Genomic DNA, 15,025 nt, shown 5'->3' with positions numbered 1-15,025 from the left:
CCAGCTCGGACGTGGCCGCGGCGGTCTGGATACCGTAGCCGCCTTGCGCGGCCAGCCAGAAGAAGCCGTCGGCCCGCTCGTCCCACCCCACCACGAAATCGCCGTCGCGCACGAACGAGCGCAGGCCCGCCCAGGCATGCCGGGGACGGCGTATGCTCAGCGAGGTCGCTTCCTCGATGCGATAAATGCCGGTTGCGACGTCCAGCTCCTCGGGCACGACGTCGTGCGGCTCCACCGGATCGGCGTTGGCCGGGGAACCCAGCAGCTGCCCCGCATCGGGCTTGAAATAGAAACTCTCGTCCACCCCCACCACGGCGGGCCAATCCGAAAAATCCACATCGGCCGGACCGCTGAAGGTAAAGGCGGTGCGGCGGCGCGGCTGCAGGCCCACGGGCGCCGCGCCGCACACCGAGGCCACGTGGTCGGCCCAGGCGCCGGCGGCATTGACCACGGCGCGGGCCCGCACCACGGCGCCGTCGGAAAGCGCAAGCGTCCAGACGCCGCCGTCGCGCCGGGCCGCGGTCAGCCCCGCGCCATTGCGCAACACGGCGCCCCGCTCCCGCATGCCGCGCAGAAAGCCCTGATGCAGGGCATGCACGTCGATATCCCGGGCATCGGGCTCTTCCAGCGCGCCGCACAGGCGGCCGGCCCGCAGGCAGGGCACGCGCCGGGCCGCCTCCCGCGGCTCGACCAGGCGCACATTGGCCGACTGCCGGGAGAATTCTTCATACGTCTCGTCCAGCAGGCCGCGCTGCTCGGTCGTGGCCACATAGAGCACGCCGCGCGGATACAGCAGCGGATGCTCCGTGAAACCGTGGGGCGGGTGCTCGTAGAAACGCCGGCTGGCCCGCGTCAGCGCGCGGATCTGCGGTGTGCCATAGGTTTCCATGAACATCGCGGCCGACCGGCCGGTGGCGTGGTAGCCGGGCTGCGCCTCGCGCTCCAGCACCGCCACGGCGGCGTGTTCGCTCAGGCGGTAGGCCGCCGAGGCGCCGGCGATGCCGGCGCCGATCACCGCGTAGTCGAATAGCGGGTCGCTGCTCATTTTTATCCGATGCGAGAATTCTATTATTTGATAATTCTCGAATACGATAAACAATCGCGCCAACCCGGGTAATAGGGAGTTCTACTGACCGCACTGCGCCGCGCGGGCCCGGCGGCGTGGCGTCCGGCTTCGGCTCCACGGCCGAAAATGCATGAAAAGTATGGATTTTTTCACCTCTTCCCAATGCGGCTCTCTTTCCAACTCATACCTTTCAGGTATGAATGCAACCCATAAAGTATTGGACGCTGGAATCGCGGCAACCCTATAAATGCAGGCAGCAACCTTCCACTTCGCCGCTTGAGACATGTCCGCAGCAACCATCGAACGCATCGAAACCTCCCTGATCGATCTTCCGACGATCAGGCCGCACAAATTGTCCGTCGCGACGATGCACGGCCAGACGCTGATGCTGGTGAAAGTGTTCTGCAGCGACGGCGTGGTCGGCGTCGGCGAGGGCACCACGATTGCCGGTATGGCCTACGGCCCGGAAAGCCCTGAAGCCATGAAGCTGGCGATCGACGCCTACTTCGCGCCCGCCATGATCGGCCGGGATGCCTGCCGCATCCAGGCGCTGATGGATTACCTGGGCAAGCTGGTCAAGGTCAATCATTTCGCCAAGAGCGCGCTGGAGACGGCCCTGCTGGATGCGCACGGCAAGCGCCTGGGCGTGCCCGTCAGCGAACTGCTGGGCGGCCGGCGCCGCGACCGGCTGCCCGTCGCGTGGACGCTGGCCTCGGGCGATACGGCACGCGACATCGCCGAGCGTCGGATTCGTACTATGCGCTCAACCTGGGCGTGGGCGCCAACACGCCGATCGGCGCGATGTCGCTCGACGCCACGCATTCCCGCAGCCCGCATGCTGGGCGAGACGCGGCAGGGCCAAAGCGTGCGGGCGCTGTACACCAAGACCTTCACCGAGACGGCCACCAACTTCACCCTGGCGGCCTACCGCTACTCCACGCAAGGCTACCGNGCCGCCGCGCTGGCCGCGGGCCGGCCCTTGCCGGCCTGGATGCGGGAGCATGGCGTGGATGCCGACGCCCTGCGGCCGGGCCGGCTGCGCTGAGATTTTCTTTATCGACAGATATCGCGAGAGAGCCATGAGCGCCATTACCCGTTATCCCGGTTCCCTGCCGCTGCCGTTCTCGCGCGCCACGCGCGCCGGCGGATTTCTGTTCCTGTCGGGCCAGATTCCGATGGATGCCGACGGCCAGGTGGTGCGCGGCGCCATCGGCGAGCAGACCCACGCGGCCATCGCGCGCATCAAGGAAACCCTGGCCCTGGCCGGAGCCGGCCTGGACGATGTGGTGCGCGTGACGGTCTGGCTGTCGGACCTGGCGCTGTTCGCCGATTTCAACGAGGCGTATCGCAGCCATTTCACGCAGGATTTTCCGTCGCGCTCCACCGTGCAGGCCCGGCTGGCCATGGACGTGGACGTGGAAATCGAAGTCCAGGCCTGGGTGGGCGGCCAAGCCTAGATCCTGCGCGCGGCGCGCGCTTGTGCAGCATTCCATTGGAGGGGCGGCATGAAAATTTTCTCCGGGTCGCTGGCGACCGAAACCAATACGTTTTCTCCCATCCCGACCGGGCTGGCGGCCTACAAGGCGCGCGGCTATTTTCCGGCCGGGCAGCATCCCGACCGGATGCAGATGTTTTCCGGCCCGCTGTGGGCGGCGCGCCAGCGCGCCCAGGGCAAGGACTGGCAACTGATCGAGGGCATGGTGGCCGGCGCGATGCCGGCGGGCCCGACCACGCGCCATGCCTACGAGACGCTGCGCGAAGAGCTGCTGAACGACTTGCGCCGCGCCGGCCCCGTGGATATCGCGCTGTTCGGGCTGCATGGCGCCATGGTGGCCGACGGCTATGACGATTGCGAGGGCGACCTGCTGCGCCGCGCGCGCGAGATCGTCGGTCCGGACACCGTCATCGGCGCCGAGCTGGATCCGCATTGCCACCTGACCGACGCCATGGTCGAGGCGGCCGATTTCCTGGTCTGTTTCAAGGAATACCCGCACACCGACATCCTGGACCGGGCCTACGACCTGGTGGACCTGTGCGTGGCCAAGGCGGAAGGCCGCATCCGGCCCGCGCACGCCGTGTTCGATTGCCAGATGATTTCCATCATGCACACCAGCCGCGAGCCCATGCGCGGCTTTGTCGACCGCCTGCTGGCCATGGAGGGCAGGGACGGCGTGCTGTCGGTGTCGATCGCCCACGGCTTTCCCTGGGGAGACACGCCCGACATGGGCGCCAAGGTGCTCGTGTACACCGACGGCGACGCCGCCCGGGCCGCAAGCCTGGCGCGCTCACTGGGCGAGGAGATCATCGGTTTCCGCGACCGGCTCGCGCCGCCGTACCCCGCCGTCGACGCCGCGCTGGACCAGGCGCTGGCCCATGGCGGATTTCCGGTGGTGCTGGCCGATTCGGCGGACAACGCCGGCGGCGGCGCGCCCAGCGATTCGACCTTCATCTTGGAGCGCGTGCTGGCGCGCGGCATCGAGGACGTGGCCATCGGGCCGTTCTGGGACCCGGTGGCCGTGCAATTGTGCTTCGAGGCCGGCGAGGGCGCGCGGGTGCAGTTGCGCGTCGGCGGCAAGGTCGCGCCGGTGTCGGGCCTGCCGCTGGACCTGGATGTCGAGGTGCTCGCGCTCAAGCGCGACGCCGAGATGACGGGCCTGGCCGGCACGCCGGCGGCGCTGGGAGATACGGCGCTGCTGCGCACGCGGGGCGTGACCCTGGTGCTCACCAGCTATCGGGTCCAGGCCATGGGCACCGATCTCTTCACGCAGTTCGGCGTGGACCTGGGGGCCATGCGCCTCATCGTCGTGAAGTCCTCGCAGCATTTCTATGCCGCTTATTCCAAGGTCGGCAAGCACGTGATCTACGTGGAGACGCCAGGGGCCATCACGCAGGACTACAACGCCTTGCCCTATCGCAAGGTCCGGTTGCCGAAGTGGCCGCTCGCGGCCGGCTCCGCCGCGGCCTGACGCGAACGGGCTCGACACAGGGCGCGCACAACACGCTTTTCACAAGGGGATGACCATGATTCGACGTTTCAGCCTGCTCGCGGCGGCGGCGCTCCTGGCGGCGAGTTCGGGGGCCATGGCGCAGGGCAAGACCTTGCGGCTGGTGCCGCACGCCGACCTGAAGACGCTGGACCCGCTTTTCAATACCGCCTATATCACGCGCAACCACGGCTATATGGTGTTCGACATGCTGTTCGCCCAGGACAGCAAGGGACAGCCCCGGCCGCAGATGGTCGATACCTGGAAAGTGTCGGAAGACGGCAGGCAGTGGCGCTTCACGCTGCGCCCGGGCCTGAAGTTCAGCGACGGCGCGCCGGTGACCGCCGAGGATTGCGTCGCCTCCCTCCAGCGCTGGGCCAAGAAGGACACCCTGGGCCAGGCGATGATGGCGGCGGGCGCGCAACTGGCCGCCACGGGCGCCGACAGTTTCACGCTGACACTGAAGGAGCCCTTCGGCCTGGTGCTGGAGGCCCTGTCCAAGCCTTCGGGCCTGCCGCCCTTCATCATGCCCAAGCGGCTGGCCGCCACCGACCCGAATACCCCCGTGACCGAGATGGTGGGCTCGGGGCCCTTTCTCTTCAAGCGCGACGAATGGGTGCCGGGCAACAAGGTGGTCTATGTGAAGAATCCCGCCTACGCGCCGCGCAAGGAGCCGGCCGACGGGCTGGCCGGCGGCAAGAACGTGAAGGTCGACCGCGTGGAGTGGGTCTACATTCCCGACGGCAACACCGCGACCGCCGCGCTCATGAACGGCGAGGTGGACATGCTCGAGCAGGTGGCGCCGGACTTCCTGCCGGTGCTGGAGTCCAACAGCGACATCAAGCTGGGAACCTCGGTGGCCTCGCAAGGCATGGTGGTCATCAACGCGCTGTATCCGCCCTTCAACGACGCGCGGGCGCGCCAGGCGATCTACTACGTGATCTCGCAGAAGCAGATGATCGCCGCCATGGGCTATTCCGAGAAGTACCGCGAAGACTACTGCCCCACGCTCTACATCTGCGGATCGCCCCTGGCGACCGACGCGGGAGCGGCGCCCTACGCCAGGCAGGACTTCGCGCGCGCCAGACAGTTGCTGCAGGAAGCCGGCTACAAGGGCGAGAAGGTGGTGCTGCTCTACCCCTCCGACCACCTGAGCGCGCCGGCCGTCATGGTGCTGTCGCAGAACCTGAAGAAGGCCGGCGTGAACGTGGACCTGCAATCCATGGACTGGGCTTCGCTCGCCGCGCGCCGCCTGAAAAAAGATCCGCCCGCGCAAGGCGGCTGGAACCTCTTCCTGACCTGGGGCGGCTATTACGACGCCAGCACGCCGGTGACCAACCCCTGGCTGTCGGCCGCCTGCGGCAACAGCCTGCCGGGCTGGCCCTGCGACAAGGAAATGGACGAGCTGCGCACCGCCTGGATACGCGAAACCGACGCCGCCAGGCGCAAGGAGCTCGCCACCCGGCTGCAGGAGCGCGCCTACCAGACCGTGCCCTATGCGATGTGGGGCGAGTTCAAGCCGGTATCGGCCACGCGCGGGCTGTCGCACACCGAGCTGCTCAAGACCGGCATTCCGGTCATGTGGAACATCGAGAAGCCGTAAGGCGGCCGCGCCGGGGGGAAACGAGCGTGAAAACCCTATTGCGCCGCATTGCGGCGGTCGTGCCGGTTATGGCCGTGGTGGCGGTGGTCGTGTTCCTGCTGATCCACCTGTCGCCGGGCGATCCGGCGGCGGTGATCGCGGGCGACAACGCCACCGCGGAAGACGTCGAGAAGATCCGCCGCAACCTGGGGCTGGACCAGCCCCTGCCGCGGCAGTTCGGCATCTGGGTCGCCAATATCGCCCAGGGGGACCTGGGCACCTCCATCGCCACCCAGATGCCGGTGTCCCGGCTCATCGGCCAGCGGCTGGGCCCCACCTTTTCGATCGCGGCCTTCACCATGCTGTTCGCGGTGCTGGCCGCCATCCCCCTGGGCGTGCTGGCGGCCTGGCATGCCGGACGCTGGCTCGACCGGCTGGTCATGCTGGTTTCGGTCTGCGCGTTCTCGGTGCCGGTCTTCCTCATCGGCTACAGCCTGGTGTACGGCTTTTCGATCAAGCTGGGCTGGCTGCCGGTGCAGGGCTACCGCCCGCTTTCCGAGGGCGCCGTCCCGTATCTGCGTCACCTGGTTCTGCCCTGCCTGTCGCTGGGCCTGGTCTACATGGCCCTGCTCACGCGCATGACGCGCACCACCATGCTGGAAGCCTTGTCGGAGGACTATATCCGCACGGCGCGCGCCAAGGGCCTGGCGCCCGGCCCGGTGGTCTGGCACGCGCTGAAGAACGCGGCCAATCCCATTGTCACCACCATCGGCGTGGGCGTGGCGCTGCTGATCGGCGGCGTGGTGGTCACCGAGACGGTATTCGCCATTCCCGGCCTGGGCCGGCTGACCGTGGACGCGGTGCTGCGCCACGACTATCCCGTGATCCAGGGCGTGCTGCTGGTGGCTTCCGGCATCTATGTCCTGATCAACCTGCTGGTCGACCTGAGCTACCGGCTCTTCGACCCTCGCATCCGCTATTGAGAGAACCGCCGTGACCGCATCCTCCCTGTTCCTGCCCGTGAAGCGGCCTGCCGGCCGGCGCGCGCTGCGGGCCCTCAAGCGCCATCCCACGCTCTGCGTGGGTACGGCCATCCTGGCGCTGCTGACGCTGGCCGCCCTGGCCGCGCCGTGGCTGGCGGCCATGGATCCCCAGGACATCGATCCGCTGACCCGCATGAAGCCGCCGTCGGCCGCGCATTTCTTCGGCACCGACGCGCTGGGGCGCGACGTGTATTCGCGCACCGTCTGGGGCGCTCGCGTCTCGCTCGTCGTGGGCGCCGTGGTCGCGCTGGCGGCCACTGCCGCCGGCGTGGCGCTGGGCATGCTGGCGGGCTACTTCCGCCGCGTCGATGCGTTCATCATGCGCATCATGGACGGCCTGATGGCGATTCCGGGCGTGTTGCTGGCCATCGCCCTCATGGCCACCCTGAAAGGCGGGCTCGGCACCGTCATCGTGGCCATCGTCATTCCCGAAATCCCACGCGTGGTGCGGCTGGTCCGCGCGCTGGTGCTCGCGCTGCGCGAGCAGCCCTATATCGAGGCGGCGGTGACCTGCGGCACGCCCGTGCCCGTCATTCTGTGGCGGCACATCCTGCCCAACCTGTTCGCGCCGCTCATGGTGCAGGCTACCTTCATTGCGGCCTCGGCCATCCTGACCGAAGCGGTGCTCAGTTTCCTGGGCGTCGGCATTCCGCCGCAGACGCCGAGCTGGGGCAACATCATGGCCGAGGGCCGCAATTTCGTGGCGGTGGCTTTTCACATCATTCTGTATCCGGGCCTGTTCCTGGGCGCGGCCGTGCTGGCCGTCAATCTCGTGGGCGACGGCCTGCGCGATATGCTCGACCCGCGCCTGGCTCGCAAACTCTAGGGAAAGCCATGCAGACCCAACCCGTCCTGCGCGTGCGCGACCTGCGCACCTGTTTCGAGGGCGAAGAAACCACGGTGGTGGCCGTCGACGGCCTGTCCTTCGACCTCATGCCGGGCGAGACCCTGGGCCTGGTGGGCGAGTCCGGCTGCGGCAAGAGCGTGACGTCGCTGTCCATCATGCGGCTGTTGCGCGCGCCGGGCCGCATCGCCGGCGGCAGCATCGAGTTCGACGGCCGCGACCTGCTGGCGCTGTCCGAGAAGGCCATGCGCGCCATCCGCGGCAATCGGCTTTCCATGATCTTCCAGGAGCCCATGACCTCGCTGAACCCGGTGTTCACCATCGGGCGGCAGATCGGCGAGTCGCTGATGCTGCACCAGGGCATGTCGTGGCGCGAGGCCCTGAAGCAGGCCGAGGCGCTGCTGGAGCTGGTGCAGATCTCCGACCCCGGCCGGCGCGTGCGCGAGTACCCCTACCAGTTGTCGGGCGGCATGCGGCAGCGCGCGATGATCGCCATGGCGCTGGCCTGCGAGCCCAAGGTGCTGATCGCCGACGAGCCGACCACGGCGCTGGACGTCACCATCCAGGCGCAGATCCTGCACCTGCTGCGCGGCATCCAGGCCCGGCTGGGCACGGCCATCGTCCTCATCACCCATGACCTGGGCGTGGTGGCGCAGATGTGCCAGCGCGTCGTCGTCATGTATGCCGGCCGCAAGGTCGAAGAGGGCAGCGTGGACGACGTGCTGGACCGCCCGCAGCATCCCTACACCCAGGCCCTGATCCGTTCGCTGCCCGCATTCGTGGACGGGCAGGACCATACCGCCCGCCTGGCCGAGCTGCCGGGCATCGTGCCCGTCATCACGCCCGAGTCGCGGGGCTGCGCGTTTGCCGCCCGCTGTCCCCAGGCCATGGACCGTTGCGCGCGGCAAGCGCCGCCCGCCGTGGACGCGGGCGTACGGCATCGGAGCTGGTGCTGGGCGCGGGCGGCGCAAACCGCCGAGATTGCCTGAGAACCCTATGGACACTCCCATTCCGGACACCCCGAACGCGGCCTCGCCGCTTTTGCAGGTCATCGGCCTGAAGAAGCACTACGCGCTGGAAGACGGCAAGGTGCTGCGCGCCGTGGACGGCGTATCGTTGTCGGTGCCGCGCGGCCACACGCTGGGCCTGGTCGGCGAATCCGGCTGCGGCAAGTCCACGACCGGCAAGTGCCTGGTCCGCCTGACCGATCCCACCGAAGGCCGCATCCTGCTGGAAGGGCGCGACCTGGCCGAGATGGACCGCCGCGAGCTGCGCGCCATGCGGCGCCGCATGCAGTTCATTTTCCAGGATCCCTTTTCGTCCATGAATCCGCGCATGCGCGTGCGCGACATCGTGGGCGAGCCGCTGCGCAATTTCGGCCATGGCAAGACGGCCATACGCGAGCGGGTGGCCGGGCTGCTGGCCCGCGTCAGCCTGCGGCCCGACGCCGCCGACCGCTATCCGCACGAATTCTCGGGCGGGCAGCGCCAGCGCATCGTGATCGCGCGCGCCCTGGCGCTGGATCCCGGGCTCATCGTGTGCGACGAGCCCGTGTCGGCGCTGGACGTCTCGGTGCAGGCCCAGGTCATCAATCTGCTGATGGACCTGCAGCGCGACCTGGGGCTGACCTATGTCTTCATCTCGCACGACCTGAGCGTGGTCAGGCACATCAGCCACCATGTCGCGGTCATGTACCTGGGCCGTATCGTCGAGTCCGGCAGCCGCGAAGCCATCTTCGGCCGGCCCGCCCACCCGTACACGCGCGCCCTCATGGCTTCGGCGCCCTCGGCGCGCGAGCGCCGGCCCGCGCAGGTGCTCCAGGGCGAAATTCCCAGCCCGCTCTCGCCGCCTTCGGGCTGCGCCTTCCGCACGCGTTGTCCGCGGGCCGAAGCGCGCTGCGCCCGGGAGACGCCGCTGCCCAGAACCATCGCGCCCGGGCAGCAGGTGGCCTGCCATTTCGCCTGAGTCCGACCCCTTTACACGGAGAACGCCATGCCCGATTCCCTGACCCTGGACTATGTGCTGGCCGGCGGCACCGTCATCGACGGCGGCAATACGCCGGGCCGCGTTGCCGACGTGGGCGTGCGCGGCGACCGCGTGGCCGCCGTGGGCGACCTGGCCGGCGTGCCCGCCGGCCAGCGCATCGACGTGACGGGCATGGTGGTGGCGCCGGGCTTCATCGACTCGCATACGCACGACGACAACTATCTGCTCAGGCGCCGCGACATGGCGCCCAAGATCTCGCAGGGCGTGACCACCGTCGTCACCGGCAACTGCGGCATCAGCCTGGCGCCGCTGGCGCACGCTTCGCCACCCGCGCCGCTGGACTTGCTGGACGAGGGCGGCTCGTACCGCTTTACGCGCTTTTCGGCGTATCTCGACGCGCTGCGCGCCGCGCCCGCGGCCGTCAACGCGGCCTGCATGGTGGGTCACTCCACCCTGCGGGCGGCGGTCATGCCGGAGCTGCAGCGCAGCGCCACGGCGGCCGAGATCGACGCCATGCGCGCCCTGGCCGGCGAGGCGCTGTCCAGCGGCGCCATCGGCATATCCACCGGCACTTTCTACCCGCCGGCCGCGCACGCCACCACCGAGGAGATCATCGAGGTCTGCCGGCCGCTGGCCGAGCATGGCGGCATCTATGCCACCCACATGCGCGACGAGAGCGAACACATCGTCGGCGCGCTGGAAGAGACGTTCCGCATCGGCCGCGAACTCGGCGTGCCCGTGGTGATTTCGCACCACAAGCTGGCGGGCCAGCCCAACTTCGGACGCTCGCGCGAGACGCTGGCGCTCATCGAGCGCGCCATGGCCGAGCAGCAGGTTTCGCTGGACGCCTACCCTTATGTGGCCGGATCCACCATGCTGAAGAAGGACAAGGTGCTGCTGGCCGGGCGCGTGCTCATCACCTGGTGCAAGCCCTTTCCCGGGCTGGCGGGCCGCGATCTGGACGAAGTGGCGACCGAGCGTGGCAAGTCCAAGTTCGACGTGATAGACGAGCTGCAGCCGGCCGGCGCGATCTATTTCATGATGGACGAGGGCGACGTGCAGCGCATCCTGGCCTTCGGGCCGACGATGATAGGTTCCGACGGCCTGCCGCACGACGAACGGCCGCATCCGCGCCTGTGGGGCACCTTCCCCCGGGTGCTGGGCCACTATTCGCGCGACCTGGGCCTGTTTCCGCTCGAAACCGCGGTATGGAAGATGACCGGGCTGACGGCGGCCAGGTTCGGGCTGGCCGGGCGCGGCCGGATCCTGCCGGAATGCTACGCGGACCTGGTGGTGTTCGACCCGGCGCGTATCGCGGATACCGCTACCTTCGAGCAGCCCACCGCCCGCGCGGCGGGCATCCACTCGGTATACGTCAACGGCGAGCCGGTCTGGCGCGAGCAGGCCCATACCGGCCGGCATCCGGGCCGCGTGCTCGGCCGGCATGCGCAATGAACGCCCGCCGGGCCCGACCCGTTCCGCAACGCTACAATCTGCCGACGGCGGGGCCCGGCCCGCCCAACCCGACCCACATCTTCTGACGACACCCCACATGGCCGCTGCCGCCAAATCCGTTCCTCCCGCGATCGTAGGCAAGGAAGAAATGGGCGCGCGCCTGCGCAGGGAGCGCAAGGCGCGGAAGATGACGTTGCAGGCCCTGTCGGCCGCCTCCGGTATCGCCGTCTCCACGCTGTCCAAGGCGGAGCTGGGGCAGATCGCCCTGAGCTACGAGAAGTTCGCGGCCCTGGCGCGGGCCCTGCGCATCGACATGACGCGCCTGTTCATGGCGGGTGAAGGCGACCCGGCGCAGGTGGCGCCGACCTTCGTGAAGAACAGCCTGGCCGACGCCCGCGACTACGTGACCGAGAACTACCACTACCGCCTGCTGATGGGCGAGTATCCGAGCAAGAAGATGATCCCCATGTGGGGCACTATCGACGCGCGCGATGTGGCCGAGTTCGAGGACTACATCCGCCACCCCGGCCATGAGTTCGTGGTGGTGCTGTCCGGCAAGGTGCGCATCCAGTTCGAGAACGGCGAGAGCGTGGTGCTCAACCGCCACGAGTCGGCGTATTTCGACAGCGGCATGGGCCACGTCTATCTTTCGCTGAGCAAGAAGCCCGCCGAAGTGCTTGCGGTGTGCAGCGACGCCGAGGCGCTGCCCATACCCAAGCCGCTCTAGGGAACCCGCCCCGGCGCGTTCAGCCTTGGGCTATCCGCCCAGCTCCTGAAAGGCGTGCCCGTTTTCCTGCAGTTCCTTCAGCAGCGCGGGCGCGAGTTCGCTTTGCCAGATGTGGCCCGAGAACCGCCATTCCCGGGGATGGGCCAGATCGGGCAGGCCGGCGCCCTTGGGGGTGTACAGGCCCAGCGTGGGCTTGGCGAGGTTGAGGTAGAGATCGAATTCCTGCTGCGCCGGCGGGGAGGCGGCGGAAGGGGACGAGGGTTGCGGCATGGCAGTCTCCCGGCGGTGTGGGGGAAATCCAGGATAAGCCGGCCTCGGCATCCGCGCGCGGCGCGATTTCGAAACAATGTTTTGCGGGCCTCCGGGAACGGCGGCCGGAGGCGCTTTCCGATGAGCCCCATCGGCGGTTTTCGCGTTCCCTTCCTTTGCGTTACTCCCTAGAATGACTGCTTGCGCCGCGGCGCAGCCGGGCAGCAGGCAACACCCCGGTCGAGACACAGGCACGACACAGGCACGACAAAGCAGCGAGCATGAAGACCAGGACATGAGCCCCGGGGCAGGGCGGCGCCAGGCTTTCCGGGATCTGCGGATATCAACCGCCAGCAGAAGGAGGCAATCGAAATGCCTACGCTATGCGATATATGCCACGCCCGGCCCGCCATGGCCCGTGTGACCGTGGTCGAGAACGGCCACCCCAAGACCCTGTCCATCTGCGATTTCCACTACCGCCAGCTGATGCGGCACCAGAGCGCGCTCAACCCCTTCGATTCGCTGCTGGGCGCGGGCGGGCTGTCGCGGTTCTTCGGCCAGATGGGGGCGGAGGACGGCGAAGAGCCGGCGCTGTCGGCGGCGGTGCCGCGCGAATCGGTCGACGCCACCGATGCGTTCAGCGAGCAGACGCTGGAGCTGCTGCAGCGCGCCGCGGAGAAGGCGCACGAACTGCACCGCCGCGAACTGGACACCGAGCACGTGCTCTACGTGCTCGCCGATGCCGACGTGTGCGCCGCCCTGTTCAAAGACCTGAACATCTCGCCGCAGGACATCAAGGGCTACATCGATGCGCATGCCAAAGAGGGCGATGCGCAGGACGAAGACACGGCGAAGATGACGGTGTCGCCGCGCCTGAAGAAAGCCTTCCAGTTCGCCTTCCAGGCCTCGCGCGACCTGGGCCATTCCTACGTGGGGCCGGAGCATCTGCTGATCGGCCTGGCCGCGGTGCCCGACAGCCTGGCGGGCACGCTGCTCAAGAAGTACGGCATCACGCCGGAGGCCCTGCGGCAGAAAGTGGTGAAGATCGTGGGCAAGGGGGCGGAGGACGGCCGGGTGGATACGCCGACGGGCACGCCCAACCTGGACAAGTTCGGCCGCGACCTGACCGCGCTGGCGCGCCAGGGCAAGCTGGACCCGGTGCTGGGCCGCGCGCAGGAAATCGAGAACACCATCGAGGTGCTGGCGCGGCGCAAGAAGAACAACCCCGTGCTCATCGGCGAGCCGGGCGTGGGCAAGACCGCCATCGTCGAGGGCCTGGCGCAGCGCATCGTGAACGGCGATGTGCCCGAGGTGCTGCGCGGCAAGCGGCTGGTGGAGGTGAATATCAATTCCATGGTGGCGGGGGCCAAGTACCGCGGCGAGTTCGAGGAACGCGCCAAGCAGATGATCGACGAGGTGACGGCCAAGCACGACGAGCTGATTCTCTTCATCGACGAGCTGCACACCATCGTGGGCGCGGGCCAGGGCGGAGGCGAGGGCGGCCTGGACATCGCCAACGTGCTCAAGCCGGCGCTGGCGCGCGGCGAGCTGAGCCTGATCGGCGCGACCACGCTCAACGAGTACCAGAAGTACATCGAGAAGGATGCGGCGCTGGAGCGGCGCTTCCAGCCGGTGCTGGTGGCCGAGCCCACGGTGGAGCAGACCATCGTGATCCTGCGCGGGCTGCGCGACAGCCTGGAGGCGCACCACCAGGTCACGTTCTCCGACGACGCGTTCGTGGCGGCAGCCGAACTGGCCGACCGTTTCATCACCTCGCGCTTCCTGCCCGACAAGGCCATCGACCTCATCGACCAGGCCGCGGCGCGCGTGCGCATCGGCGCCACGTCCCGCCCCGCCGGGATCCAGGAGCTGGAGGCCGAAGTGGCCCAGCTCAAGCGCGAGCAGGATTACGCGTCGTCGCGCAAGCGTTTCGACGAGGCCAAGCAGTTCGAGGAGCGCATCGCCGAGAAGCAGAAGCGCCTGGACGAGCAGATCGAAGCCTGGAAGCGCAAGACGGGCACGGAAACGCTGGAAGTCACCGTGGCGTCGGTGGCCGAGGTGGTGTCGCGCCTGACCGGCATTCCGGTGTCCGAGCTGACGCAGGAAGAACGGCAGAAGCTGCTCAAGATGGAAGAGAAGCTGCGCGAGCGCGTGGTGGGCCAGGAAGACGCCGTGACGGCGGTGAGCGATGCCGTGCGCCTGTCGCGCGCCGGGCTGGGCCAGGCGCACCGGCCGATCGCGACCTTTCTGTTCCTGGGGCCCACGGGCGTGGGCAAGACGGAACTCGCCAAGGCGCTGGCCGAGAGCGTGTTCGGCGACGAGCAGGCCATCATCCGCATCGACATGTCGGAGTACATGGAGCGCCACGCGGTGGCGCGGCTCATCGGCGCGCCGCCGGGATACGTGGGCTACGAAGAGGGCGGCCAGCTTACCGAGCGCGTGCGCCGCCGTCCCTACAGCGTGATTCTGCTCGACGAGATCGAGAAAGCGCATCCGGACGTGTACAACGTGCTGCTGCAGGTCTTCGACGACGGCCGGCTTACCGACGGCAAGGGGCGCGTGGTGGACTTCAGCAACACCATCCTGATCGCCACCAGCAATCTGGGCAGCGCCATCATCATGGACAACGCCGGCAGGCCCGAAGCCTCGCGCAAGGACGAAAAAGCGATCCGCGACGAGCTGATGCAGGTGCTGAAAGGCCATTTCCGGCCCGAGTTCCTGAACCGCATCGACGAGATCATTGTTTTCCATTCCCTGTCCAAGGAGAACATCCGCGCCATCGTGGAGATCCAGATCGAACGCCTGAAGCGCACCGCCGCCGCGCAGGACATCGAGCTGGACGTCGACGAGAGCCTGGTGGCGCACCTGGCCGAGGTGGGCTACCAGCCCGAGTTCGGCGCGCGCGAGCTGCGGCGGCAGGTGCGGCAGGAAGTGGAGACGCGGCTGGCCAAGGAGATCCTGAGCGACGAGGTCAAATCCGGAGACCGCGTGCGGGTGGGCTACGACAGCGCCGCCGGGGCCGTCACGTTCAAGCGCATGGAGCGGCCCAAGCCGGCCGCCAGGGCCGCGGGCAACAGCCTGGACCGCAG

Annotated in this window: 12 protein-coding genes and 2 pseudogenes; 12 read left to right on the top strand and 2 right to left on the bottom strand. The window is 68.3% G+C overall.

What is annotated here, in order from left to right; all coding sequences use genetic code 11:
• Positions 1-1,045: NAD(P)/FAD-dependent oxidoreductase (locus AD428_RS12390; protein ID WP_053245362.1), on the bottom strand; the 1,045-nt coding region annotated here is incomplete at its 3' end.
• A 304-nt stretch (positions 1,046-1,349) separates the two neighbouring features.
• Between AD428_RS12390 and AD428_RS12385 the strand changes: the two are divergent.
• The 11 genes and pseudogenes from AD428_RS12385 to AD428_RS12340 all read left to right on the top strand — a co-directional run.
• Positions 1,350-1,808 (top strand): annotated as a pseudogene (locus AD428_RS12385) (muconate cycloisomerase); the annotation flags it as partial.
• A 15-nt stretch (positions 1,809-1,823) separates the two neighbouring features.
• Positions 1,824-2,017, top strand: a pseudogene (locus AD428_RS29505) (fimbria/pilus outer membrane usher protein); the annotation flags it as partial.
• 128 nt (positions 2,018-2,145) lie between these two features.
• Positions 2,146-2,523 carry a RidA family protein gene (locus AD428_RS12380; protein WP_053245361.1) on the top strand — a complete coding sequence of 126 codons (378 nt, stop codon included), beginning with the start codon at positions 2,146-2,148 and terminating at the stop codon, positions 2,521-2,523.
• A 48-nt stretch (positions 2,524-2,571) separates the two neighbouring features.
• Positions 2,572-4,032 (top strand): M81 family metallopeptidase, encoded by a 1,461-nt coding sequence (locus tag AD428_RS12375; protein WP_053245360.1) that lies wholly within the window; start codon positions 2,572-2,574, stop codon positions 4,030-4,032.
• A 55-nt stretch (positions 4,033-4,087) separates the two neighbouring features.
• Entirely contained in the window at positions 4,088-5,653 is a 1,566-nt protein-coding gene (locus AD428_RS12370; protein ID WP_053245363.1) for an ABC transporter substrate-binding protein, read from the top strand.
• 26 nt (positions 5,654-5,679) lie between these two features.
• The gene (locus AD428_RS12365; RefSeq protein ID WP_152968068.1) at positions 5,680-6,615 is read left to right on the top strand and encodes an ABC transporter permease; all 936 of its coding nucleotides are present in this window, start codon (positions 5,680-5,682) and stop codon (positions 6,613-6,615) included.
• A 25-nt stretch (positions 6,616-6,640) separates the two neighbouring features.
• Positions 6,641-7,501 carry an ABC transporter permease gene (locus AD428_RS12360; protein ID WP_369798750.1) on the top strand — a complete coding sequence of 287 codons (861 nt, stop codon included), beginning with the start codon at positions 6,641-6,643 and terminating at the stop codon, positions 7,499-7,501.
• Between the two features lie 8 nt (positions 7,502-7,509).
• Entirely contained in the window at positions 7,510-8,508 is a 999-nt protein-coding gene (locus tag AD428_RS12355; RefSeq protein ID WP_053245354.1) for an ABC transporter ATP-binding protein, read from the top strand.
• A gap of 7 nt (positions 8,509-8,515) precedes the next feature.
• A complete protein-coding gene (locus AD428_RS12350; RefSeq protein WP_053245359.1) occupies positions 8,516-9,484 on the top strand; it encodes an ABC transporter ATP-binding protein in 969 nt (322 codons plus the stop codon).
• Positions 9,485-9,511: 27 nt separating this feature from the next.
• On the top strand, positions 9,512-10,960 hold the full coding sequence (locus AD428_RS12345) for an N-acyl-D-amino-acid deacylase family protein (RefSeq protein WP_053245356.1): 1,449 nt from the start codon (positions 9,512-9,514) through the stop codon (positions 10,958-10,960).
• Positions 10,961-11,057: 97 nt separating this feature from the next.
• Positions 11,058-11,687, top strand: coding sequence for a helix-turn-helix domain-containing protein (locus AD428_RS12340; RefSeq protein WP_053245357.1), 630 nt, complete (start codon positions 11,058-11,060; stop codon positions 11,685-11,687).
• A gap of 30 nt (positions 11,688-11,717) precedes the next feature.
• Here AD428_RS12340 and AD428_RS12335 read toward each other — a convergent pair whose 3' ends face one another.
• Positions 11,718-11,957, bottom strand: a complete 240-nt coding sequence (locus tag AD428_RS12335) for a hypothetical protein (RefSeq protein ID WP_053245358.1) — start codon at positions 11,955-11,957, stop codon at positions 11,718-11,720.
• A gap of 351 nt (positions 11,958-12,308) precedes the next feature.
• On the opposite strand from AD428_RS12335, the gene AD428_RS12330 reads away from it, so the two are divergent.
• Positions 12,309-15,025, top strand: a 2,717-nt coding sequence (locus AD428_RS12330) for an AAA family ATPase (RefSeq protein WP_082308381.1), incomplete at its 3' end; no start/stop codon positions are given.

This window comes from Achromobacter sp. DMS1 (genome assembly GCF_001270295.1).
The sequence above is the reverse complement of the archived record's forward strand: the minus strand, read 5'-3'. Positions and strand labels throughout refer to the sequence as shown.

Excerpts from the sequence above, each read along its gene's own strand:
- AD428_RS12380 (WP_053245361.1), top strand. The coding sequence starts at position 2,146 with ATGAGCGCCATTACCCGTTATCCCGGTTCCCTGCCGCTGCCGTTCTCG.
- AD428_RS12375 (WP_053245360.1), top strand. The coding sequence starts at position 2,572 with ATGAAAATTTTCTCCGGGTCGCTGGCGACCGAAACCAATACGTTTTCT.
- AD428_RS12370 (WP_053245363.1), top strand. The coding sequence starts at position 4,088 with ATGATTCGACGTTTCAGCCTGCTCGCGGCGGCGGCGCTCCTGGCGGCG.
- AD428_RS12355 (WP_053245354.1), top strand. The coding sequence starts at position 7,510 with ATGCAGACCCAACCCGTCCTGCGCGTGCGCGACCTGCGCACCTGTTTC.
- AD428_RS12350 (WP_053245359.1), top strand. The coding sequence starts at position 8,516 with ATGGACACTCCCATTCCGGACACCCCGAACGCGGCCTCGCCGCTTTTG.
- AD428_RS12345 (WP_053245356.1), top strand. The coding sequence starts at position 9,512 with ATGCCCGATTCCCTGACCCTGGACTATGTGCTGGCCGGCGGCACCGTC.
- AD428_RS12340 (WP_053245357.1), top strand. The coding sequence starts at position 11,058 with ATGGCCGCTGCCGCCAAATCCGTTCCTCCCGCGATCGTAGGCAAGGAA.
- AD428_RS12335 (WP_053245358.1), bottom strand. The coding sequence starts at position 11,957 with ATGCCGCAACCCTCGTCCCCTTCCGCCGCCTCCCCGCCGGCGCAGCAG.